We start from the raw sequence: 22,206 nt of genomic DNA, 5'->3' as shown, positions 1-22,206 counted from the left end.
GTTTATTAAAATAGTTTTAGTTAGAAGCAGGCCATTCAAATGGCTCTGCCCCTAATTTAGTTGTATCGACTAATCAATATCCTCTAGCCATTGCCACTCTGTAGTACCATCAAGCGGTAAACTCCGGTAATACGGTTGAACTTCAAGATCATTCTCTGGTATATAAAACTTCAGATCCATCGGTGGGTTTTTATATGTTCCTACCTGCATGTCAGCTGTTTCAGAAACAGGAATCCCCCAGGCACTGAATAGATCTCTCCAGTCATAGCCAGTAAAATAAGATAAGCTAATTAACATAAAATCATTACCGTTTAAGCGAGGCCTTTCTTCATATAGACTTAACCCCAACCTATCTTTATTTTGAGACCAAGAGTCTATATTTCTTACTTCGCGAGCATGTAGATAGTTCAAAGTGTAAATATCAAAACCGCTCTCTAAATATCCGATATATTCAGAGGCATAGGCCATCTGCATATATAAAGCGAGCTGGTCTTTATCACTTTGAGTCCAAAGTTTATCCTTCACGTACTCCGTCGTATTATCGACATTTTGCCCTTCTTGCATCCAGCCATAGATTTTAGGCCAGCGATCTCTAACTCGAACATAGTCCTGATAATCAGGGTGGCTTCTATATACATACATTGGCACAAGGTTATTGGTTACTTCCCCTCCTTTACCATTAATATTCATCTCTGAGATTTGAATATTATGACCAATTTCGTGTAAAACTAACCAGCTTGTAGCACTAAATTTATATGCTGAATCATATGGATTACCTGAACAACCTACACCGCAGTGAGAACTAAAGTCATGATTAGCTCTTTGTGTGTGTGCGCGTTTATGCCAATCTTGATTATCACAATCTAACCCCTTTGATTCACAAATAGAAAGTACTTGTGCATTGAGTGAAATATCATTGCTAACAAAGCCACCAAATTCACTGACTTTATCCACTGTATAAGTATCAATTTCACTCAGTAACTGGTTATGATCCGAACTATAACGCTCATGTAAAGTCCCATACATATATTCAGTTTGAGAAAATAGCTGAAAACGCCGTAGATCTAAATAAGACCAACTGTACGGGGAAGCCTCCACCGCTTCAGCTAACCCATCTATTGTTTCTTCGGTAAATAATGGGTGTTGACCACTGTTCGTGATTTTCACACTAATATCATCATTTAGGCTGCCTTCAATGAATATAGGGCCACCATAAGGCGATGTTAAAGTCAGCGATTGCCCTGGGTATATTTTCACCAACGGTGATTTAAGGTATTTTGGTCTCTGGTATTTACCCCATTCTTTGGTTGAGCCTGTACGTTGGGTATTTATAAATACATCCATCGCAGTAGCAGCGTTACTGCTTAACGTTAATTCAAATGGTTGCCCGGGATGGGCATAAGCGCCGGTTGGGTGCCAACTCACACCTTCGCGAGCTTCAATATATATATCTTGCTCTTGCAGTAAATGTCTGTTTTCAATTTGCTCTGAAAAGTTACCTAAATCAGCCTGCCCGTAAGCAAAGTCTCGATTGTAATAAGTTGTATTGTCCGCAAACCAAGCATGAAGCCAAGGTGTTTCATCTTCACTTTTATGATCTAATGGGTAGTTGATCTTTTCTCGATACACATCGCCAAGTAAGACATATAGCTTGGATAAATGAAACAATTCATTATCAGAAAAAATAGGCTCTGCTAGTTTATCATTGGTATTTAGCTGCTTGCGTACAGTTGATAATGGTGTACTAAATGCAGCCTTAAATTCAGCTGTATTACCGTCACTTAAATCAAATGGGAACTCATCCGTCGCTAAATTTTCATTCAGGTTATAATGATTAATAATTTCTTTACTGAATGCCGTCTTATCAAAACTCGTTTCCAATTGTTCTACAGTATATGATGTAGAAACATCACTACTTGGTGAGCCATACCTAAAGCCAAGCATCGAAAGCAATTGCTGTTGCTTAATTACCCCTTGTTCAGAAAATTGATTTGCAAAATAAACAGGTAAGTCTGGATATACTCTTAACATATCCAATGCAAAATCGACTTCTTCTTCAGTAAGCCCCCGACCTTTAATATGAAGTATATCAGGACGAACACTCATGTCCTGAGGAATATAATTCAATTCGACCGTAGTTTCTGGAGTACCTACATTGAGATCTTCACTCCCAGAGTTTCCTACCTTCATGACACTGACAACTTCATTTTCTAGATACTCATCACTTCTCCCACTAAGCCATTTAATAAAACGGTAATAGCTTTCTTCTGTTAAAAATCGAGTATTCGGAATTACACTGGCTATCGCTTTTCTATCTTTATTAATACTCGCAGTCCAAATACTTGAATGATTATCACCAATTATAATTGGGAACCCTGGTTGTGATGAGTTCCATATATCCGCTTCGATTCGATCGATATAATCTTTTGGGGTGATACTGTGCAAGATATCACCAGCAAAAATATAGTTTGCTGTTTCTATAGCCAAACCTGAATTATAAGCCTCTTTCAAATCTTTACTTATCTGTTGATGGAGTTCGCCAATATCATCAATATGAGACACATCACCACTATTATATGCCGCTTCTATTGCAGCCGAGACAAATCGTCCTTCGCCAGCTACCCCATCATCTAGTGTGAGCTCTGCAAAATCCAAGTGCGGACCCAGTGATTGCTCTGTCTCCAGTTTAATAGCATTAACCCCTGACTTTAACTCCAGTTCAATCGGGTCGCTCACAACATAGTTTCGCCACTTTTCTGTACTCGGGAAATCCACTGTAACCGGTTCTTGGCCATTAATACTCAGCTGCATTGTTCTATCGTTTGCATTGGTATGGCGGAACGATAGTAAGTATTTGCCCTCTTCTTCTATATCAACAGTCCAAGTTGCACTATCGCCAGATCGAGTTGGAAACTCTAAGAATCCCTCGCCAGTATGACCGGTACCAGATGGTTTACTCTCTGCTGTTTGTAGTACAGTGCTCCCAGCCAGTACTGCATCTTCTGCCGTAAGGTGAAGACCATCAATAGGAAAGCTTGGATCGATTGGCTCTTCAATATCTTCCGGAACCCATTCGATATGCAAGTGATCGATATTTGGTATTTCATAACCATATTGAAGAATGCTGAAGCTATATTCTCCCTGCTCTAAATCAAGATAGACATCTGGACTATATTGCCAATCCGACTCAGTCAGCGTCTGGTTAAGTGGATAATAATTGTTTTCCTTTATTTCTTTATTACTCAACCGCTTAACCCGAATCATAACAGTTCTATCGTCAGGTGAAGAGTAACGTAACTTCAAACGATAGCGCCCATCTTTAGGCGCCTCCCAATCAAACACCATGTGCGAAGCCTTTGGATCCCAAACGCCAAATCGGTAACCATCACCTGTATAGCCTGCAATATCCGTTGCACTTACTGTCATTGACTTGAAGTCAGCGTGAGTTGCATCAAGCACTTCAGACAAGTCTTCTGCGCTTGCATAAGAAAAGCAGGATGCTAGGCCAGCTAATAACATAGCCCTAGTCAGTTTATTTATTTTCATTTAGGTATCCCTAGCCATATAACAATCAACTCAGTATAAAACTAAGTTATATTGATATGAGTTAACTTATATTATTTTTGCGGATAACAGTAATTCATACTTTACAAAGTAAATATGTAATACGACAAGCCACTTTTAAAGGATCTTAGTAAAAAAAAACCACAATCGTCAATGCAATTAATTGCATTAGATTATTTTTAGAATTAACATCAAACTTCAGATAAATAATCACAATAAAAAACAAGGCAAAAAATGAATAATAACTATGGCTATAATTAAAGATAACCCCTATTAAGGCTGGTGAAATATTGTAATAAATGATAATTTTCAGTCTGACTTTTTAATATACCATCATCTAAATACTAGTACCGCAAAACAAGGCAACACCCTCGCATCGAAAACAAAATAAACCTTTAAAATCAACAGCTAAACACAGTGATAAAATCATATAACACGCTCCTACCACTCATATAACTAGGTCTTTAACAAGGCTTTCATTACCTATTTAAGCGGCTGTTTATTTTAAATTTATCATAGGCCATTCTGAATACTTTTACTCTCCTCGCACGGTTTTTATTCATATTTAATACATAGCTAAATCGAGCGGTATAAATATATAACTATAAATAGAAAATTATGATAAGTAAGGTTATCTTGACATAAAATAAAATTGAGCATGCTAGTAGTTACCACTTAAGTAAGTGGATGTGGCCATTCATCTTACAAGCTATGTTTTTAAATTGAGCATTAGTTACTGTCTAATAATTAAATTTATTTAAAATAACAATAAGAAAACAATATTGTTATCATTTAACCTTAGTGACTAATAACTAAATATTTTGCTTGTTGACTATTCCTTTTGTGATTAAAAATTCTCCCAATACCAGTGAAAACACTGTAAATACCGTTTAATTAGTGATGAAAAGACCACAGCAACCAAGAGTTGTTCAACTTTACTTATGGAGCACCTGTAGAGCCCTATGCTCCTATTTATATACCGACGTTTGTTCACAGAATCTCTATAACGTATGTACTGCGGATTAAACTTGCCTTCAGCCATAGAGTCGTTACAATCGTCGCTCATTTTATTGAGCGACGAGTCTCCGCATGAACCGCAAGAAAAAAATTAACGAAGCGCTGAAGAAAAGGCAGAAGAAAACAAATTCTAAATTGCACCGTAGCAATAAGCCTCGCTATATCTCTAAAGCAGAGCGTGCAAAGATGGAAGCTGAAGAAGCTGCGCAGCAAACGACACTTGATGCGAACGAAGCGCCTGCCGAAATGACGACAGAAGCAAACAATGCAGAAGAAAGTCAGACTGACGATAATACGACTGCATAACCCTTGCAGTCAGACGATTTAGTGAGAAAGTGACTAACTTCAATATAAGTATGCTTTCTCGCTAAATGTTATATTCATTACTGCTTAATCCCACTAACGCATCCACTCTCTATGCAACTGCTCGCTATCACCAAGGTAGTTCAGTAACCACTTTATTGCAGGGTTCTCGCTTTCCTTATTCCACGCTAAACAGCATGGGCTCACTGCGGGTTTATGAATTAACGCTTTTTCAACTAATTCACCCGCCGCTATTCGTGGTAATGCCATATGCTCCGGCATTACAGTAATACCCAGCCCAGACTTTAAACATTGAAACGCACTGTGCCAGTTAGGCACCATGATACGCCGTTGGTTATCCATCAACCATGTCACCCTTTTAGGTAGTAGTCTCGAAGTATCCTCAAGGCAAATGGCTGGGTAATTCGCTAACTCTTCAGGCGGTATAGGGTAATCACAGCTAGCCAATGGATGATCAGGAGATACGACAAACTTCCACTCTAATACCCCCATGTCGCGGTAGTCAAAATGGCCGCTAACTGGTACCGCAGCCGTCGCACCAATAGCAATATCAGCACGGCCATCAGCTAATGCATCCCATACGCCATTAAATACTTCCATGGTTAAGTGCAATTCAATATCGGGGAAATGGCGATAGAAGTCTCGCACAAGGGTGTTAACTCGACTTTCTCGTACAACGGTATCTAATGCCACTGATACACTTTTCGACCAACCATTTGCGACGCGCTGAGTTTGCAAACGGAGTAGCTCCATCTGTTTAAGTAGCCCCCTTGCTTCCTCAACAAAATATTCTCCCGCCGGTGTTAATTGTACCTGACGATGCAATCGAACAAATAAATCGACAGCTAAACGCTCTTCCATCGCACGAACAGTGTAACTAATTGCACTTGGTACTTTGTGCAATTCTTCAGCAGCGGCGGAAAAGCTGCCACGGCGGGCAACCACATCAATAACTTGCAGATCGTTGTATGAAAACATATCAAATCAAATTTTTTGAAAGCAATGGTGAAATTTTACCGTTTCACACGTATTTAATCCATGTATAAACTTGCCGCAATAGTAAAATAGCAAAAAGATCCTTTTATGAATAACCAACCTTCAAAAATCACCATGTTATGGTTTGCATGCCTCAGTATGCTTGGCTTCCTCGCAACGGATATGTACCTACCCGCTTTTGAAGTAATCAGAACAGATTTTGATACTTCACAATCACTTATCGGTTTGACGCTTAGCATCTTCCTTTTAGGTATGGCTTTAGGTCAGCTGGTTTACGGACCGCTGTCAGACCGTATTGGCCGAAAGAAAGTACTACTGGGCGGTATGACATTATTTAGCGTTGCTTCTGTACTTTGTGCATTTGCTCCTAATGTTGAGCTAATGCTAGCTGCACGCTTTGCACAAGCACTCGGTGCATGTAGTGCGACGGTAATATGGCAAGCAGTTGTTATTGACCGCTATGAAGGTAAAGTATCAGAGCGTGTATTCGCAACCATCATGCCGCTTGTTGCGCTATCTCCGGCACTAGCACCAATGGCTGGTGCAATGTTAGAGCATCAATTCGGTTGGCGTAGTATCTTTATTGCGCTAGTGGCATTCGGTGCAATTTTAGCCGTTATGACACTGAAAGAAACTGAAAGCGCTAATTTGAATAAAAAACAAGACAAAATCAGTGTTCAATTACGTCGTGACTATAAACAAATTCTAAGTTCAAAAAAATTCATTGGTAACATGATTATCTTTGCAGCCTGCTCTGCTGCATTTTTTGCTTACTTAACAGGTTCACCTTTCGTAATGGCAGCCATGGGCTACTCAGGTGCTGATATCGGCCTAAGCTATGCGCCACAAACTGTTGCCTTTATTGTGGGTGGCTACGGTTGCCGCGCACTGCTAAATAAATACGATAGCCAGACGCTACTACCGTGGATCCTAAAACTGTTTTTTGCCAGCGTAACAGTGATGTTCCTTATTTCACTTAACACTGAGCCGAAAACAATTTGGCCAATCCTTATTCCATTCTGCTTCCTTGCAGTTGCAAATGGTGCGATCTACCCGCTGATCATCAGTAAAGCACTGGAAGACTTTAAGAGCTGTAGTGCAACAGCTGCTGGCTTACTTAACTTCCTACAAACCATGGTTTGTTTCGCAGCAAGTGGTCTGGTTTCAGCCTTCGCAGTTTATGGCCTAATCACGGTTACAACGGCTATGTTCGTTACTGGCTTCCTTGCTTTAATCGGCTATGCTTTCGTTGTTAAAGCACGTAATGAAGCAGACATTGTTGCTCAAACAGCATAAGCTCTTTATATAAACGAATAATTATTAGGCTACCATCTGGTAGCCTTTTTTATATCTGGCTTATTAGATGATTTAATTTTGACTAATTCGTCACCTCACCCTCGCGATTAAACCCCCTTCCTTTTCACATACTCCAACTCTTCCGCTTAAAATCAGTTAATTAAACGCTTTTACAACCAAAAAGCCGAACAAACATTAAACAAAAGTGCAACAAGAAGGATTTTTTATACATTTTTCTTGCATAAGATCTCACTGTGGGTAATATAGCCACTAAGCGATAATTAATGCAGTAAATAAGCATGAGTATTCAAGTAAAGCAAATAAACAAATTCTACGGTGAAACACAGGTACTTCACGATGTGAACTTTACTTGTAATGAAGGCGAGACCTTAGTGTTACTGGGCCCGAGTGGCGCAGGAAAAAGCTCTTTACTCAGAGTGCTTAATTTGCTGGAAACCGCAAATAGCGGTGAGCTACAGATAGCCAATGAAGACTTTAACTTTGCCGCAGCGATTAACGAAAAAGACGGGTTAAAGTTAAGACGTAAAGTTGGCATGGTCTTTCAGCAATATAATCTATGGCCGCATTTAACCGTATTAGAAAATCTGATTGAAGCGCCAATCAAAGTAGCAGGAATAAATAAAGAAGACGCCACACAAGACGCGTTGAAAATTCTTACTACACTTCAATTAGCAGATAAAGCTGATGCTTGGCCTTTACAGCTTTCTGGTGGTCAACAGCAACGAGTAGCGATTGCTAGAGCGCTCATGATGAAACCAGAAGTACTGCTGTTTGATGAGCCAACAGCAGCCTTAGATCCTGAAATCACCAATCAGGTTGTAAGTATTATCAAAGATTTAAGCGAAACGGGTATTACCCAAATAGTGGTAACTCACGAAGTTGAGTTCGCAAAGAAAATTGCCAGCCATGTTCTTTACCTCGAAAAAGGTCACATTGTTGAGCACGGAACACATGAAGCATTCACAAATCCAGCAACACCTGAATTTGCTGAGTACTTAACGCATTAATTGAAATAAATACTATATTTTCCAATCAGCATCGTTATTACTCAATGCGATGCTGCACATAACGACGCATGGAGTATCGCGATGAAAAAAATTCTACTAGCCTCTCTTATTGGTTTAGCTGCAACGCACGCTGTAGCACAAGAAGAAATTAAGTTTGCCATGGAAGCCACGTACGCACCGTTTGAGTACGTTGATGAAAATAATGAAATTCAAGGCTTTGATGTTGATCTAGCGAATGCATTGTGTGATGTCATCGACGCCAAATGTTCATTCCATAATCAACCTTTTGACAGCCTAATTCCTGCACTCAAATTCCGTCGTTATGATGCAGCTATTTCTGGTATCGATATTACAGAGCAACGTCTGCAGGCCGTAAACTTTACTGATGCCTACTATGATAACTCAGCCGCTTTCGTGTCACTTAAAGATAAAGTCGAAAGCCAAGAAGCACTGAAAGGAAAGCGCGTGGGTGTACAGAATGGCTCAACACACCAAAGCTACCTAACGGATGAAATGGTTGGCGTTACTGCGGTTCCTTACGCAAGCTACCAAGATGCATTCATCGATATGCAAAATGGTCGAATTGATTCTGTATTTGGTGACACTGCCGTCGTTGCTGAATGGTTCAAGAAAAATGACAACTTAGCTTATGTGGGTGATCAAGTAACAAATACCGAATACTTCGGTAATGGCTTTGGTATTGCAACAAACAAAGACAATCAAGAACTAGTCGATAAGCTGAATGCTGCACTAAAAACCGTAAAAGAAAACGGCCAGTACCAGCAGATTTTTGACAAATACTTCGGTGAGTAAAGAATGGCGTTATCAGGTTATGCACTGACGCTATTGGAAGCTGGATGGGTCACCATCCAGCTAAGCCTTGTTAGCGTTGTCGTCGGTTTAGTCTTGGCCATTGCCTTTGCCGGTGGTGAGATGTCTCGCTATCGCGTTATTTCATGGCCGACTACTGCCTTTGTGACTTTACTTCGTGGGCTACCAGAACTCTTAGTTGTTCTGTTTATTTTCTTTGGCTCCACACAGGTACTGTTTCTAATTACTGGCGACTATATTGAGGTAAGCCCATTCTTATCTGGGGTTATTGCACTATCACTTATTTTTGCATCCTATGCTTCACAGACTTTACGGGGGGCATTAAAAGCCGTACCGAATGGTCAGCGCGAAGCCGCAAGTGCACTTGGTATAAGTAAAGCATCTGCTTTTATCCGTATCGTTTTACCCCAAGCGGTTCGTCATGCCCTACCCGGCTTAACGAACCAATGGTTAGTATTATTGAAGGATACGGCTTTAGTTTCTCTGATTGGTGTTACCGACTTACTTAAGCAAGCACAGCTTACCGCCGCTGCTACCCATGAAAGTTTTACATGGTATGCATCTGCAGCTGCTGTTTACCTTGTGATCACGTTAATCACACAGCGCGTTGTGAAAGTGATAGAAAAGAAATATAGCGTACAAGGAGCGACAGCATGAATGAACAACATGTCTGGCAATTAATGGAAGGCCTTGTTACCAGTATTGAACTCACTGTGGTTTCTCTACTTGTTGGCTGCCTACTCGCCCTGCTAATGACGCTTACCTTGATTTTACGTACACCAATATTGCATTGGTTAAGCCGTGGGCTGATCACCCTTTTCACTGGTACACCATTGTTGGTTCAAATTTTTCTAATTTATTATGGCCCAGGTCAATTTGATTGGATTAGAGAAAGTGTGCTGTGGAATTGGCTTAGCCAACCTTGGTTCTGTGCGATGCTTGCACTGGCTTTAAATACCGCGGCATACAGTACTCAGCTGTTTAAAGGCGCCTTTAATGCTATTCCTTCAGGGCAGTGGCAAGCATGTAGAGCCCTTGGCATGGGCACAAAACCCACTCTTGGTGTTCTATTACCTTATGCAATCCGTCGGGCAATCCCGGCTTACTCCAATGAAGTAATCTTAGTGTTTAAAGGCACTTCCCTCGCAAGCACCATTACCATAATGGATATCATGGGTTATGCGCAGCGCATTAATGCCCAAACTTATGACACACTGATGGTGTTCAGTGTCGCGGGGGCATTCTATCTCGTGGTTAATGGGCTACTCACACTTGTTTTCCGTCAAGTTGAAAAAAGAGCTTTGGCGTTTGAAACTGCAAGATAAACCAATAAATATAAGAAGGCCTGCTCAACCGCAGGCCTTCTACGTTATCGAAACAGAGAAGGTAACATTAATCAGGATCTAAACGGCACTGTGTAAGATCATTATCAGCCGCGCGCTGACATTCAATATCAACCCATTGGCCATTAAACTGCGCCAATGAAGATGTCGAGGAGGTGTAACCCCAGAGAGTATTATTATCAACTGGCCCTTCAAGACTAATTTCATTGTCTTTACGTTCTGACTCAATTTCTTTCAAAACAAACTGACCGTTAAGCGCCTTGCCGTCTAATTCAACCCACTGCCCGTTTAAGTTACCCAGCGTTACCCCGTCATCAAATTCAGTACTGGCATCAATAACAAAGTTAATACCATTAATCGATAACTGACCATTGGTATAGTTGGCTTCACCTTCAACATTAAATTCGAGGTTACTAGGTACATCTATTTGATCTTCAAAGTCGATCCTCGTCGCGATCAAACCGCCTTCTGACTCCACCAAGTCTAGCTCGACAACCACACCGATGATTAAGCTATTAATCGAGCCATCATCAAACAGCGTATTTTGATTGATAAGAACGCGGATATGCCCAGCAACTTCAAATTCCGATTTATCTTCGCTGACCCAAGTAATAATGCCTTCTAACTCTGTACCGTTAAAGTCATCGTTATTTCTCGGATCGATAGATGAAGCGACAAACTGACTATCCACGAACTGGCCAAACACCTCAACCCATAAGCCATTCTGTAGTGACTGGTTATCGTCAATCACCGCATTACTGTAATCGATCGTCACTGTTGCCAGAATAAACTCACTATTGGCTTCGTCTAACGCAGAAATTTTACCCTCTATTTCAGCCAGTGTTCCGGCATCAGTTTTATTGATTGAACTGACTTTCCAGTTACCGTCAGGCTGCATTTGTGCAAATACCATGACCCAATCGCCGACGACAAGCCCATTCGCAGGGTAATTGTACTCGACGCCATTCACTGATATCGTCGTATCAGTAATCCCCGTTACCGGCCCAGCAGTCATTGGCTCTAAGCTAATTGATTGAGCACTACTCCCTAGCCTTGTCACTTCAACGATCATACCAGCCGTTACTTCGTTGAAATCTAATGCACTATCGTGATAACTAATTGATGCACTTGAGCCATCAAGCTGGTTATTGTTCACTGTTAGAGATTCGTCATCATAAGAAATATCATCGACTGTACCATTGATTCTCGCACTACCTTCTTGGCTTGGGTTACCACTATCTGCTGAACTATCGCCGTCACCACCACAACCAATGAGCAAACTGCATAACATCAGGTAAGGAAACTTATTCATAGCACCACCTTTAGGCTTAACTCCATGAAAAATTGTTCTTAAATAAAATACGATGTCGGAATACTAGCGATTTATGACCGTTATGTGCTACTCGACGGAGTTACTGATAGAATTGTAGGTATAGTTGGGCAATATGAGGGGTCGTAAAAGTAATAAAACCAGACATTTTCTGGCTTTATTATCGGGGGGCTTGTTTTGTTACTTCTCGCTAGCTTAAACGATTTTCACGCCAGCTGGCATCAAGCGCTCAGGTGTTAATAACACACTCTCTGACTCATCCTCCGTTTCTGCGCAAAGTAACATACACTCAGAAGTTTCACCTCGCATTTTAGCCTTAGCCAAATTACACAATACAACAACCGTCTTACCCATTAACTCTTCTTCAGTATAGTAAGGGACTAAACTAGTGACAGTTTGAAGTGTCTTCTCACCAACATCTATCTGAACAATATATAATTTATCTGCATTCTGGTGACGGGCAACTTCAATTACTTTACCTACGCGAATATCCAATTTCGCAAAATCGCCATAAGAAATAGTGTCCATGCTTTCCTCACTTCACATAAAAAAGTTAAAGTTTTACTAAAATTTACTGTTAACGATTACACTATCATCAAATCCGTGTTTTTTAAAGGGATCTAGCTCTCATTAACGGTGAATTACACTGAAGTTTATTGCGCTTATTACACCCTCATAGTTTAATAGCATCAATTGATAAAAACGGACGATAAAGGCTAATAGGACACCACTTATGGCTACCATTAAAGATGTTGCAAAGTTATCGGGGGTCTCTGTTGCCACGGTTTCTCGAGTAATAAATAAATCACCTAAAGCAAGCAAAGCATCTGTCGAATCTGTAACCAAAGCCATGCGTGAATTAGGTTATCGACCTAATGCCAATGCCCGAGCCCTTGTTAGTCAGTCAACCAATACGGTAGGCGTAGTGGTGGGTGATGTATCCGATCCCTTTTTTGGCGTTATGCTCAAAGCTATCGACAACGTTGCACGCCAAAATGGAAAGCATGTACTGATTGGTAACGGTTATCACGATGCTAAAACTGAACGTGAAGCCATTGAGCTACTGATCAATAGCCGTTGTGAATCATTAATTATTCATAGTAAAGGGTTAAGCAATCAAGAGTTAATTGATTTTGCTCATGAAGTCCCAGGGCTAGTCATCATAAATCGCTATATCCCAGAAATTGCAACTCGATGTATCGCACTCGACAACCATAAAGGGGCATATTTAGCGACCGAGTACTTAATTAAACATGGCCATAAACGAATTGGCTATATTAGCTCGACTTACGATATTGAAGATACCCAGCAACGACGAGCTGGGTATACTGACGCCCTTCAAGCCAACAATATAAAAGTCGATGAAAACTTTATAGAATATGGCCATCCCGATGAAGAAGGTGGCGAGACAGCGATGACAAATTTACTCTCTAAGAACCTTGGATTAACGGCCGTCGCAACTTATAACGATTATATGGCCGCTGGGTGTTTATCTGTTATGGATGAGAACGGTATAAGCTCGCCACAAGATGTCTCAATTATTGGCTTTGATGACGGTATTATCGCAAAATACCTGAACCCGAAGCTGACAACAGTACGCTACCCGATTAATATCATGGCAGAGCAAGCTGCTCAGCTTTCACTACAGTTAGCAAAAGCTGAAAACAAGAACGAATACCCAAGAATGTTCGTGCCAACGCTGGTACGAAGACGATCTGTCATTCAAAATTAAACCACTGATTTTCAAGGATGTAGTAACCCAATGATCAATTTGAACAAACAGCTTAATTTCATTCTAGAGCTCGACCGCCTGAAAGCTGTTTATCGTAAAACGACGGTTAAGTCAGACGAAAACCGTCAAGAAAACAGTGCAGAGCATAGTTGGCACATCGCACTAATGGCACAAGTGCTGAAAGATTATGTTGAAGAAAATGTCGATACAAATCGCGCTGTGAGTATGTTGCTAATCCACGATATTGTTGAAATTGATGCCGGTGATATGTTCGCTTTTGCCGAACAAACCGATCATGAAGCTCAAGAAGAAAAAGAGCTAACAGCAGCAAATCGCCTCTTCGGTTTATTGCCCGAGCAACAATTTGAATCAATGAAAACACTATGGATTGAATTTGAACAAGCTCAGACGCCTGATGCTCGCTTTGCCAAAGGAATGGATCGTATCCTACCGTTGATCCAAAACATGGCAAATGATGGTGGTAGCTGGGTTAAGTATGGTGTATCAAAACAACAAGTGCTTAAACGTAACGAGTACCTTGAAAAAGTAACACCAAAGTTATGGGATTATGCAAAACAGCAAATTGATTTAGCCGTAGAAAATGGCTGGTTGAAAGACGATTAAACGCGACTTTTACGTACGCTGTAACACTTCAAAGTGGCACTGAGTTGACAAGAATAATACGCTCAACTCAATGCCCTTTCGTATCACGGAACGAGTACAAGAATACATTTCACCTTTAGATTTAATTAGTTAAGACGTATTTCTTTAAGTGTATTAACCTGATTGTTTTAAACACTGTACCCTTATGCCGGTAAGTAAAACAGAAATGATACTGCAAGATATTGAATTTGTTTAATTATAAAAAAGGCATGAGAGAAGTGTCTCATGCTTTTAGCCATGTACCAGCAACTATTCTTTTCAAAACGATCCCGCTAATTAATACGGTTAAGAACAAGAACCACAACAGAAGCCTGGCTCACCGTGTTTACCTTTCTTCTGCTCAGTATTCATTGTTTTTGCTTGTTTATCTGAATCTGAAGCCACTGCAGATACTTGTTCTACCGCACTATTTTCACTTTTCCCATCGTCTTTTTTAAAGATTTTCTTAAACGATAAAGCCATTGGAACACCTCTTACATACATTAAGTTGTATTTTTAATGCATGTTATAATCCCCAACTAAATTAGTCAACTACTGCACTTTGTTCCATGTTTAATTTAACGTTCAGACTATGTTTTTTCACAAAAAAGCCAGCAATATAATTGCTGGCTTCACGATACTTAAACGAGCTAATGTCTAGGGCTTAAGCTGCTTTTACTCGAATTTTACTCTTAGCAACAGCAGTAAGGTTCAAACTAGAGATTGCTGCTTTCGCTTCGTCTTCGTTTGGCATTTCAACAAACGCGAATCCTTTTGATTGACCTGTTTCTTGGTCTAAAACAAGGTTACATTCAGCGACAACGCCATGGGTAGTAAATAAAACACGAATTTCATGTTCAGTTGTTGTGCGCGCAAGGTTGCGAACTAGAAGTTTCATATTGAACCATTTGATATAAAAATTACGCTGTGATTGTCTCAGGTAACTTAATACAAACCAAGCGATTAATAGTGTTATTTTCTTGACGCACGTTAAATGATTCATTAATTCGGCCGCTTACTCAACGCCATTTACCCTATACAGAACAGCTAACTAGATTTAAACTTAACGTTAAGTTTATATAAATAAAAATTGAAGAATAATGGTAGCGAAGAAGTTTTTTACGATTGGTGAAGCCGCTGAACGCTGTGGTGTTGCAACCTCTGCCTTACGATTTTACGAACAACGTGGGCTTATTCACTCGATTCGTACAAGTGGTAATCAACGCCGTTATCAAGCGGCAACATTACGGATCATATCAATTATTAAGGCTGCGCAGCAGCTTGGCATCACTCTTGATGAAATTCAAGAGGCTATTTCATCGCTACCAGATAACCGTGCTCCAACCAAAAGAGACTGGGAACGGTTATCTAAAAAATGGGCCAGTAGCCTTGACCAAAAGATTCTTGAACTACAGCGGTTACGCGATAACCTTGGGAAGTGCATTGGCTGCGGTTGCTTATCATTGAAAGGCTGCCTGCTATTTAACCCAGAAGATAAGGTCTCATCACATGGCAGCGGGCCAAGGTATTTGATTGAAGGGCCTCCTGATGGTGAAAAAAGTCAAAAATAGCTGTACACACAATCTAACCATACGCAGCATTAATTGCAAAATCATCGTAACCACTGAATTAGAAGCCTAATTCAGTGGTTACTTAATGGAAGGCAATATCGCTTACATTCACTATTTATTTTTGTTGATGTGGTAGACCGAATACACCACCAGCCCCATACCTAAACCATGAAACACTGTAAACACTTCCCCTAACACGATTACCGCTGCCAAAGCCGTTATAACAGGGCCAATATTAACCGTTAGGCTAAACTGCGTTGGCGACAACTCAGCCATGGCAGCTGCCATTAAATAAGATGGAATTACGGTACAAAAAATCCCAAGAGTAATACCCAATATAATGAGTGGATAACTCCACTCCGTAACCTGAGACTCCGACAACAGTAAGTGACATATAATGGCGATACCCGCACTTCCCATCCCGATGCTGGTAAAAAGTTGGCTCCCCATTTTGGCGATAATACCTTTACTAAGTATTAAATAAATCGCGAAGACAAGTGCAGAAGCTATCGCTAAAGCACTACCAAACCACACTTGCTGCCCAAGTGAAGCAACATCATGAGCCACAATAAGCGCAATACCGCTATAACCTATACAAACGGCAATTATCGTTGAGCGTGTCGGCTTTTGACCGAACCACAACCAAAATATAGCGACAACGAGGCTAGGAAATAAAAAGATAAGTAGACGCTCTAATTGTGCAGAAATAAAGCTTAAGGCAACAATATCTAAATAGCTCGCTAAGTAATAGCCTAAAATACCGACCAGCGCTGCTTGCCAGCCATGTAACCGAACCTTTTGTCTCACCTCATTACTTCGGCAAAGCAGAAATAGAACAACGAGGTAAACGGGTAATGAGCTCAGCGCCCTTAAGGTCATAATAGAGGTCGCATCCCCCCCATTTAGATAAGCGATTTTGATTAATACGGGCTTAATCGAAAACAGCAAAGCGCCAAGTAGCGCAAGACACATACCGCGTAAATATCGTTTTGAGTCGATCGGATCTTCTATTCGCTCTTGTGAGGTGTTCATTTTCACATATCCCTATTTGATTTTTGGGCTACGAGAAAAAGGAAGTGAGGCATACTGACTACGTTTTACTCGTAGCCAGACAGAGTATTACCTACCGGACTACAGGCATATAAAGTAAGAGCCAGAGGTAAGTAACAGAATAAAGCATTTAATTTCCCTTAAGTGTATAAATCTAAACTATATAACTTTATCGCAACAAGCAAGAACAAGCAGCTTGCTGCAAGCAAATAACTTCTCTACTATCAAAAATTAGCCTTAATCAGAAAAGGATTTCTCGATGAATTTTGACACTTGGCTTGCTTTTGTCGCGGCATCACTTGTACTCACTGCAACACCAGGACCTAGTATCTTTTTAGGTATGGTTCACTCTATTAACTTTGGTGTAAAAAGAGTCATTTTCACAGGCCTTGGTGATATCAGTGCTAACTTCATTCAAATGATTGTCGTTTCAGCCGGCCTAGGGGTCGYGATAGCGAACTCAGAGTTAGCCTTTAATATCATCAAATGGACTGGTGCATTGACTCTGCTTTATATGGGGATAAAAATGTTATTCTCCTCAAATAAACAAGTCGGTAACCATCAAAGTCTTCCACCAGTATCTAACGCTAAACTGTTTATGTCGGGGTTTCTGGTTGCGGCAGGAAATCCAAAAGCAATTGTGTTCTTTACAGCATTTTTTCCACAATTTATCGATACCTCGAAACCACTTCTACTGCAAATGGCAATCATGTGTCCAACTATGGCTTTACTCGATTTTACATTAGTCATGGTTTACGCTTTTTCAGCAGGTAAAATCGTCAAATCCGGCAGCGAAAAGCTAAGTATTGTCAATAAAATCAGTGGCGGCTTACTGGTTGGCGCATCTGGAGCCCTAGCGTTAAGTAACAAATAGTCACATACCCGCATAACTAAAAATCATAGTTCAAGCTAATAGTACTATATACCTCATCGTTGCTTTGGTCTGAAGCAACGGTCGAGTTATAGATGTACTCAAGATCAAGTAGTAGTGACACGTCCTCCATGAGCTGGTTTTTAACGTACGCTTTGACGTTCGTTGAAGTATTGGCCTCACCGTAATCGGTACTCAGTTTGCCACCAAACTCAAACCTGTCGTTAACTTTGGCTTCACCTTCTATGAAGGCATTGGCAATTACTTCATCTTCTTTTTTATTGGGGAAGTCTGGATCAAAATCTTGCCGTTGTGAAAAACGATAACCTGGGCCCGCACCAATGGATAATTTTCGCCTTTCGTTATCAATTAATGTTGCACCAAAACCTGTTGCAAGGGTTAACTGATCACGATAAGTCGCATATTGGTCGTGCTCATACTTGTTATTGCCATAGACAAACCACTCATCGCTAATCAGGTGCTGTACCCCATAGCTAAGATTATACTTATTGGTACCATCCTCACCTTCGGCAGCGTTGGTATAATAGGTATAAAACTCCCCTCTCTGCTTCCAGTTTTGCTTGTCATACACCAAGCTTGCCCCCGTATTTACAGTGAGAGAACGTGATGTCGTTTTAGAAAAGATGAAACCCAACTTGGTATTACCTTTCCATGGACTCTCTATTTCATCCTCATTAGCTAACGCCACCAACGGCGTCAGCAATAAGAATGCGGGAATAGCGGCAACCAATAATATTGGCTTCGATTTCAAGATTGTTTTCATCAATGTACGACTCTGTAGCTATCAGGAAATATTCACGGTTAAGCAATATTGTAAGAAGCACAAAAATGCGATTGTCAGTATATTGTAAACAAGTGACTGATTATTCACGAGTAAGCTTGCTACCGATAGAACATGACAAAATTGTCATGTTCTCGTCCGGCTCAAGTCACGCTCTAAATCGTATTATTTCTCACATAAAGTTAAACAACGTGAGGAAGTCACTATGAAATCAGTCAAATCATTACTTGTTGCAACGTCACTGGTTATGTTCACTCTCCCTGCAATGGCTACGCCGCTTAATGCAGGAGGGAACTACAGTATAGAAACCAATCAACGGACATTGGTAACCCAAGCAGTGGAGAGCAAAGAAGCAGCCTATGCAGAAAGCCTGCAATTATTGAATGTGGCCAAGCAAAGCAGCCCGTCGGAACTACGCACCTTGCTAAAAGTCTCTGCTTTTCACCCTAAAGAACTAAGATCGTTGTCACTCATGGACGGCAGCTATATCACCGTACAAGAAATTATGAATGAGCAGGGACATATTGAATATCAAGGTGCAGTCAAAGTTCAATACCAACACTTAAGCTACGATGGTAGATAGTTAACATACTGCAAGAGAGGGAGAAGGATACTCCCTCGGCTTGTTGAGCCTTGGAGCAGAGAACGACTCAATGAAGTTATTATTGATTGAAGATGAACCAAAAACAGGCGAATACCTAAGAAAAGGGCTAACTGAAGCTGGCTATGTTGTAGACCTATCTTGTGATGGGGTCGATGGGCTCTACCAGGCAACCAGCCATAACTATGATCTTATCATTCTGGATGTGATGCTTCCCCAACTCAATGGTTGGCAAGTACTAACCACGCTTAGAGCCAGCAAAATAGAAACCCCAGTGATAATGCTTACAGCCCGAGATCAAATCGAAGATCGGGTAAAAGGCCTCGAACTCGGGGCAGATGACTATATCGTAAAACCGTTTGCTTTCGTTGAACTGATAGCAAGGATCAGGAACACGCTAAAGCGCCAGCAACATGCCGTCCCCCAAGCGCATTCACTCAACATTGTCGACCTACACCTCGATCTTCTTAAACGCAGAGTTATTCGCGCGGACGATACCATTACACTCACAGCCAAAGAGTTCTCATTACTTGAACTACTTATGCGTCGGCGTGGTGAAGTTTTGTCGCGCGCAGAAATCGCTTCTATCGTCTGGGATATGAACTTCGATAGCGACACCAATATCATTGATGTTGCGATTCGGCGCCTTAGAGCAAAGGTTGATAAAAACTATGAACCCAAGTTAATCCATACCATCAGAGGGATGGGATATATGCTCGATGAAATCAAATAATGGAGTGTGAATGTTTAAATCTATTTCCTCAAAGCTGATAATTTCATTTTTCACCGCCTCTATTTTGGTACTTTTCGCGCTAAGTACCGTTACCCTATATTCGCTAAAGCATCATTTTTTTCAGCAAGATAAATACAATTCTGAACAGAAATTTAAAACGATTAACCTCTTACAACTACAAGATGACTTTATTGCAAAGTACGGCGCCTACTTTGAATTAGGCGAAACAAAATTTTGGTTAATCAAAGATGATAGGGTTACATATCAAACCCAAGAAACGCCTCTTCCTCAGCCATTTCTCATAAACAAACACCTTACGACACTTGATTGGACGGATGAGGCTAATACTTTCCGAGCCTTCCGGTTTTCGGTAAAGAAAGAAGCCGAAACCTATGTCGTTCTGGGGATTAATATTAACCACCAGCTGAATTTTTTAAACAGCTTTACTGCGGTTTTATTTTGGACAACGCTTTTAGCCAGTATCGTCAGCGGGTTTCTTGGGTGGCTAATTGTAAAGAAAGGAATGCTTCCCGTTAAACAGCTAGAAGGACACCTACAAAAGATTTCGACCAACAGGTTAGATTTAAGGTTAGACCCCAAGCTTTTCCCTAATGAATTACAGCAATTGGTGACTGTGAGTAATGATATGTTATCTCGTCTGGAGCATGAGTTTGAGCGACTATCAGAATTCTCTTCCGATATTGCCCATGAACTCCGTACTCCGATCAGTAATATGATGACGCAGACCCAAGTCACGCTAGCCAAGCCTAGAAATACTGAAGAGTATCAAGAGAGCTTAATTTCAACGGTGGAAGAACTAAGCCGATTAGCCAAAATCATCACAGATATGCTTTACCTTGCTAAGTCTGAACACAACTTACTGCAAATCGCTAACGTTGATATTTCTCTGCACGATTTACTTGAAGGGATCGTGGAGTACTATGAGCTTGCTGGTGAAGAGAAGGAGTTAACATTAACTCTAAGTGGAGATGCAGCAGTAAACGGTGATAGAGAAATGCTAAAACGTGCTGTTGGCAATCTCGTCTCTAATGCGGTTCGCCATAGCGACCCGAATGAAACCATTTCGATATCAATTAACAGCTTAGAGACAGAAGTTGAAGTTGCAGTACGTAATGTAGGTGAAACCATTTCCCACACTCACCTCCCCTATTTGTTTGAGCGTTTTTATCGTGTGGATAAAGCACGAATGCATCGGGCTACTGCGGGTGCAGGGCTTGGGCTAGCCATTGCTCGATCTATTGCGCGCTGTCACCATGGTGATATCACCGTAACATCTTCCAATCATGTGACGGTGTTTTCACTTCGGCTACCAAGCTTGAACCGCTAACGAAAAAAGCCCGCTTATTAGCGGGCCTTGCATCAATAGTTACAATGTAACCTCAATGTTTAAAATACAAATTGATATGTCGTTGTATGGTTATATTGTTCACCTGGGTGAAGAATGCTGCTACCCGGCCACTCTGAGTGGTTAGGTGCATCTGGCAACCATTCAGTTTCGAGGCAGAAACCTTGATGGATAATATGTTTACCGTTACGTGCTGGCTCGCCCGCTAAAAAGTTCCCCGTATACAGCTGTACTGCTGGTTTGGTGGTTTTTACTTCAAGCGTAACTAACTCATCGGGTGAAACCGCACGAACTGCAATAGTAGCTCCATCAGTTACCGGCTCTGACAATAAGAAAGCATGATCATAGCCATTTGCCAGCTTCTGTTCTTCGTCAATAAGGAAATCTTGCTTTAGGGTTTTAAGTTCACGAAAATCAAAGCCAGTACCTTCAACAGATTTGAGCTCACCAGTCGGAATACCCTCAGCGTTGGTTGGGACGAACTTATCAGCACTAATACTCAGGCTGTGTGCTAAGCAGTCTTCATCCGTACTATCACCCATCAAGTTGAAGTAAGCATGATTAGTAAAGTTTACCGGACATGCTTTATCACACTCGGCAACGTACTGAATCTCCAGCGCATTGCTCTCTGTTAGCTCAAACCGCACCGTCGCTGCTAGTTCACCAGGAAAACCCTGATCACCATCAACAGAAACCAGACTAAACACTAAAACCGTGTCAGTATGCTCTTTCAACGTCCAGCGGCGCTTATCAAACCCATTAGGCCCACCATGTAACGTATGCCCGCCTTGATTTGTATCGACCTGATACTCGGTACCATCAATAGTAAAATGGCCATTGGCAATCCGGTTGGCATATCGGCCAACGGTGGCACCAAAGTACGCAGTTTGCACGCTATGCTGCGCTATTGTTGCGTAGCTGAGTAAAACTTCACGCTCCGTGTTTTCTAGAGGTAGTGTACAACTTAACCATGTTGCACCAATATCCATAAACGTTGCCGTCATTCCCGAGGTATTGCGCAGCGTAAATAGTTGGGCTGGGCGACCATCAGCGGCCGCCTGTTGGGTCATGGTTTCGTACAACGAATCAATGTGTTTTGGCATCGTCAT

The 22,206-nt window shown here is 41.1% G+C and carries 22 protein-coding genes; 13 read left to right on the top strand and 9 right to left on the bottom strand.

The genetic code is table 11. The annotated features are described in order from the left end of the window. Positions 1-69: 69 nt before the first annotated feature. On the bottom strand, positions 70-3,459 hold the full coding sequence (locus L4D09_RS18755; RefSeq protein WP_428459052.1) for an ImpA family metalloprotease: 3,390 nt from the start codon (positions 3,457-3,459) through the stop codon (positions 70-72). 1,194 nt (positions 3,460-4,653) lie between these two features. Between L4D09_RS18755 and L4D09_RS18750 the strand changes: the two genes are divergently transcribed. Continuing rightward, positions 4,654-4,887: a DUF2986 domain-containing protein gene (locus L4D09_RS18750; protein ID WP_428459051.1), complete on the top strand. Its 234-nt coding sequence runs from the start codon at positions 4,654-4,656 to the stop codon at positions 4,885-4,887. Between the two features lie 93 nt (positions 4,888-4,980). Here L4D09_RS18750 and punR read toward each other — a convergent pair whose 3' ends face one another. Then, entirely contained in the window at positions 4,981-5,883 is a 903-nt protein-coding gene (gene punR, locus L4D09_RS18745) for a DNA-binding transcriptional activator PunR (RefSeq protein ID WP_428459050.1), read from the bottom strand. 105 nt (positions 5,884-5,988) lie between these two features. Here punR and punC point away from each other — a divergent pair, with 105 nt between their 5' ends. The 5 genes from punC (at position 5,989) to artM (ending at position 10,381) form a co-directional block, all read left to right on the top strand. Further along, the gene (gene punC, locus L4D09_RS18740; protein WP_428459049.1) at positions 5,989-7,197 is read left to right on the top strand and encodes a purine nucleoside transporter PunC; all 1,209 of its coding nucleotides are present in this window, start codon (positions 5,989-5,991) and stop codon (positions 7,195-7,197) included. A 299-nt stretch (positions 7,198-7,496) separates the two neighbouring features. Next, positions 7,497-8,225 (top strand): arginine ABC transporter ATP-binding protein ArtP, encoded by a 729-nt coding sequence (gene artP / locus L4D09_RS18735; RefSeq protein WP_428459048.1) that lies wholly within the window; start codon positions 7,497-7,499, stop codon positions 8,223-8,225. Positions 8,226-8,306: 81 nt separating this feature from the next. After that, complete coding sequence (locus L4D09_RS18730) at positions 8,307-9,038, top strand: arginine ABC transporter substrate-binding protein (RefSeq protein WP_428459047.1); 732 nt, start codon at positions 8,307-8,309, stop codon at positions 9,036-9,038. Positions 9,039-9,041: 3 nt separating this feature from the next. Next, entirely contained in the window at positions 9,042-9,713 is a 672-nt protein-coding gene (artQ, locus tag L4D09_RS18725; protein WP_428459046.1) for an arginine ABC transporter permease ArtQ, read from the top strand. Further along, positions 9,710-10,381, top strand: a complete 672-nt coding sequence (artM, locus tag L4D09_RS18720) for an arginine ABC transporter permease ArtM (RefSeq protein WP_428459045.1) — start codon at positions 9,710-9,712, stop codon at positions 10,379-10,381. The genes artQ and artM overlap by 4 nt, the downstream gene beginning before the upstream one ends. Before the next feature lie 67 nt (positions 10,382-10,448). Here artM and L4D09_RS18715 read toward each other — a convergent pair whose 3' ends face one another. After that, complete coding sequence (locus tag L4D09_RS18715; RefSeq protein WP_428459044.1) at positions 10,449-11,711, bottom strand: DUF5666 domain-containing protein; 1,263 nt, start codon at positions 11,709-11,711, stop codon at positions 10,449-10,451. Positions 11,712-11,924: 213 nt separating this feature from the next. Then, positions 11,925-12,257, bottom strand: coding sequence for a tRNA-binding protein (locus tag L4D09_RS18710; protein ID WP_428459043.1), 333 nt, complete (start codon positions 12,255-12,257; stop codon positions 11,925-11,927). A 205-nt stretch (positions 12,258-12,462) separates the two neighbouring features. On the opposite strand from L4D09_RS18710, the gene L4D09_RS18705 reads away from it, so the two are divergent. Next, positions 12,463-13,461 carry a substrate-binding domain-containing protein gene (locus L4D09_RS18705; protein WP_428459042.1) on the top strand — a complete coding sequence of 333 codons (999 nt, stop codon included), beginning with the start codon at positions 12,463-12,465 and terminating at the stop codon, positions 13,459-13,461. Between the two features lie 30 nt (positions 13,462-13,491). Continuing rightward, complete coding sequence (locus L4D09_RS18700) at positions 13,492-14,085, top strand: HD domain-containing protein (RefSeq protein WP_428459041.1); 594 nt, start codon at positions 13,492-13,494, stop codon at positions 14,083-14,085. A 324-nt stretch (positions 14,086-14,409) separates the two neighbouring features. On the opposite strand, the gene L4D09_RS18695 is transcribed toward L4D09_RS18700, so the two are convergent. Next, entirely contained in the window at positions 14,410-14,586 is a 177-nt protein-coding gene (locus L4D09_RS18695) for a CCGSCS motif protein (RefSeq protein WP_428459040.1), read from the bottom strand. Between the two features lie 181 nt (positions 14,587-14,767). Further along, a complete protein-coding gene (locus tag L4D09_RS18690) occupies positions 14,768-15,001 on the bottom strand; it encodes an RNA recognition motif domain-containing protein (protein WP_428459039.1) in 234 nt (77 codons plus the stop codon). 202 nt (positions 15,002-15,203) lie between these two features. On the opposite strand from L4D09_RS18690, the gene soxR reads away from it, so the two are divergent. After that, positions 15,204-15,674 (top strand): redox-sensitive transcriptional activator SoxR, encoded by a 471-nt coding sequence (gene soxR, locus L4D09_RS18685; RefSeq protein WP_428459038.1) that lies wholly within the window; start codon positions 15,204-15,206, stop codon positions 15,672-15,674. 111 nt (positions 15,675-15,785) lie between these two features. Here the strand turns inward: soxR and L4D09_RS18680 are convergent, their stop codons facing one another. Beyond that, the gene (locus L4D09_RS18680; RefSeq protein ID WP_428459037.1) at positions 15,786-16,706 is read right to left on the bottom strand and encodes a DMT family transporter; all 921 of its coding nucleotides are present in this window, start codon (positions 16,704-16,706) and stop codon (positions 15,786-15,788) included. A 277-nt stretch (positions 16,707-16,983) separates the two neighbouring features. Here L4D09_RS18680 and L4D09_RS18675 point away from each other — a divergent pair, with 277 nt between their 5' ends. Continuing rightward, positions 16,984-17,598 carry a LysE family translocator gene (locus L4D09_RS18675; protein WP_428459036.1) on the top strand — a complete coding sequence of 205 codons (615 nt, stop codon included), beginning with the start codon at positions 16,984-16,986 and terminating at the stop codon, positions 17,596-17,598. Positions 17,599-17,614: 16 nt separating this feature from the next. Here the strand turns inward: L4D09_RS18675 and L4D09_RS18670 are convergent, their stop codons facing one another. After that, positions 17,615-18,379, bottom strand: coding sequence for a DUF481 domain-containing protein (locus L4D09_RS18670; protein WP_428459035.1), 765 nt, complete (start codon positions 18,377-18,379; stop codon positions 17,615-17,617). A gap of 223 nt (positions 18,380-18,602) precedes the next feature. Here L4D09_RS18670 and L4D09_RS18665 point away from each other — a divergent pair, with 223 nt between their 5' ends. The 3 genes from L4D09_RS18665 to L4D09_RS18655 all read left to right on the top strand — a co-directional run bounded on the left by L4D09_RS18665 (position 18,603) and on the right by L4D09_RS18655 (position 21,079). Next, positions 18,603-18,980 carry a DUF3316 domain-containing protein gene (locus L4D09_RS18665; protein ID WP_428459034.1) on the top strand — a complete coding sequence of 126 codons (378 nt, stop codon included), beginning with the start codon at positions 18,603-18,605 and terminating at the stop codon, positions 18,978-18,980. A 70-nt stretch (positions 18,981-19,050) separates the two neighbouring features. Then, positions 19,051-19,731: a heavy metal response regulator transcription factor gene (locus tag L4D09_RS18660; RefSeq protein WP_428459033.1), complete on the top strand. Its 681-nt coding sequence runs from the start codon at positions 19,051-19,053 to the stop codon at positions 19,729-19,731. Between the two features lie 10 nt (positions 19,732-19,741). Then, positions 19,742-21,079, top strand: a complete 1,338-nt coding sequence (locus L4D09_RS18655; protein ID WP_428459032.1) for a heavy metal sensor histidine kinase — start codon at positions 19,742-19,744, stop codon at positions 21,077-21,079. A 59-nt stretch (positions 21,080-21,138) separates the two neighbouring features. On the opposite strand, the gene galM is transcribed toward L4D09_RS18655, so the two are convergent. After that, positions 21,139-22,206 (bottom strand): galactose-1-epimerase, encoded by a 1,068-nt coding sequence (galM, locus tag L4D09_RS18650; RefSeq protein ID WP_428459031.1) that lies wholly within the window; start codon positions 22,204-22,206, stop codon positions 21,139-21,141.

Source organism: Photobacterium makurazakiensis (assembly GCF_050336715.1).
Lineage (GTDB): Bacteria > Pseudomonadota > Gammaproteobacteria > Enterobacterales > Vibrionaceae > Photobacterium > Photobacterium makurazakiensis.
This window is presented reverse-complemented; position numbering and strand designations above follow the sequence as displayed.

Excerpts from the sequence above, each read along its gene's own strand:
- L4D09_RS18750 (WP_428459051.1), top strand. The coding sequence starts at position 4,654 with ATGAACCGCAAGAAAAAAATTAACGAAGCGCTGAAGAAAAGGCAGAAG.
- punR (WP_428459050.1), bottom strand. The coding sequence starts at position 5,883 with ATGTTTTCATACAACGATCTGCAAGTTATTGATGTGGTTGCCCGCCGT.
- punC (WP_428459049.1), top strand. The coding sequence starts at position 5,989 with ATGAATAACCAACCTTCAAAAATCACCATGTTATGGTTTGCATGCCTC.
- artP (WP_428459048.1), top strand. The coding sequence starts at position 7,497 with ATGAGTATTCAAGTAAAGCAAATAAACAAATTCTACGGTGAAACACAG.
- L4D09_RS18730 (WP_428459047.1), top strand. The coding sequence starts at position 8,307 with ATGAAAAAAATTCTACTAGCCTCTCTTATTGGTTTAGCTGCAACGCAC.
- artQ (WP_428459046.1), top strand. The coding sequence starts at position 9,042 with ATGGCGTTATCAGGTTATGCACTGACGCTATTGGAAGCTGGATGGGTC.
- artM (WP_428459045.1), top strand. The coding sequence starts at position 9,710 with ATGAATGAACAACATGTCTGGCAATTAATGGAAGGCCTTGTTACCAGT.
- L4D09_RS18715 (WP_428459044.1), bottom strand. The coding sequence starts at position 11,711 with ATGAATAAGTTTCCTTACCTGATGTTATGCAGTTTGCTCATTGGTTGT.
- L4D09_RS18710 (WP_428459043.1), bottom strand. The coding sequence starts at position 12,257 with ATGGACACTATTTCTTATGGCGATTTTGCGAAATTGGATATTCGCGTA.
- L4D09_RS18705 (WP_428459042.1), top strand. The coding sequence starts at position 12,463 with ATGGCTACCATTAAAGATGTTGCAAAGTTATCGGGGGTCTCTGTTGCC.
- L4D09_RS18700 (WP_428459041.1), top strand. The coding sequence starts at position 13,492 with ATGATCAATTTGAACAAACAGCTTAATTTCATTCTAGAGCTCGACCGC.
- L4D09_RS18695 (WP_428459040.1), bottom strand. The coding sequence starts at position 14,586 with ATGGCTTTATCGTTTAAGAAAATCTTTAAAAAAGACGATGGGAAAAGT.
- L4D09_RS18690 (WP_428459039.1), bottom strand. The coding sequence starts at position 15,001 with ATGAAACTTCTAGTTCGCAACCTTGCGCGCACAACAACTGAACATGAA.
- soxR (WP_428459038.1), top strand. The coding sequence starts at position 15,204 with ATGGTAGCGAAGAAGTTTTTTACGATTGGTGAAGCCGCTGAACGCTGT.
- L4D09_RS18680 (WP_428459037.1), bottom strand. The coding sequence starts at position 16,706 with ATGAACACCTCACAAGAGCGAATAGAAGATCCGATCGACTCAAAACGA.
- L4D09_RS18670 (WP_428459035.1), bottom strand. The coding sequence starts at position 18,379 with ATGAAAACAATCTTGAAATCGAAGCCAATATTATTGGTTGCCGCTATT.
- L4D09_RS18665 (WP_428459034.1), top strand. The coding sequence starts at position 18,603 with ATGAAATCAGTCAAATCATTACTTGTTGCAACGTCACTGGTTATGTTC.
- L4D09_RS18660 (WP_428459033.1), top strand. The coding sequence starts at position 19,051 with ATGAAGTTATTATTGATTGAAGATGAACCAAAAACAGGCGAATACCTA.
- L4D09_RS18655 (WP_428459032.1), top strand. The coding sequence starts at position 19,742 with ATGTTTAAATCTATTTCCTCAAAGCTGATAATTTCATTTTTCACCGCC.
- galM (WP_428459031.1), bottom strand. The coding sequence starts at position 22,206 with ATGACGATGCCAAAACACATTGATTCGTTGTACGAAACCATGACCCAA.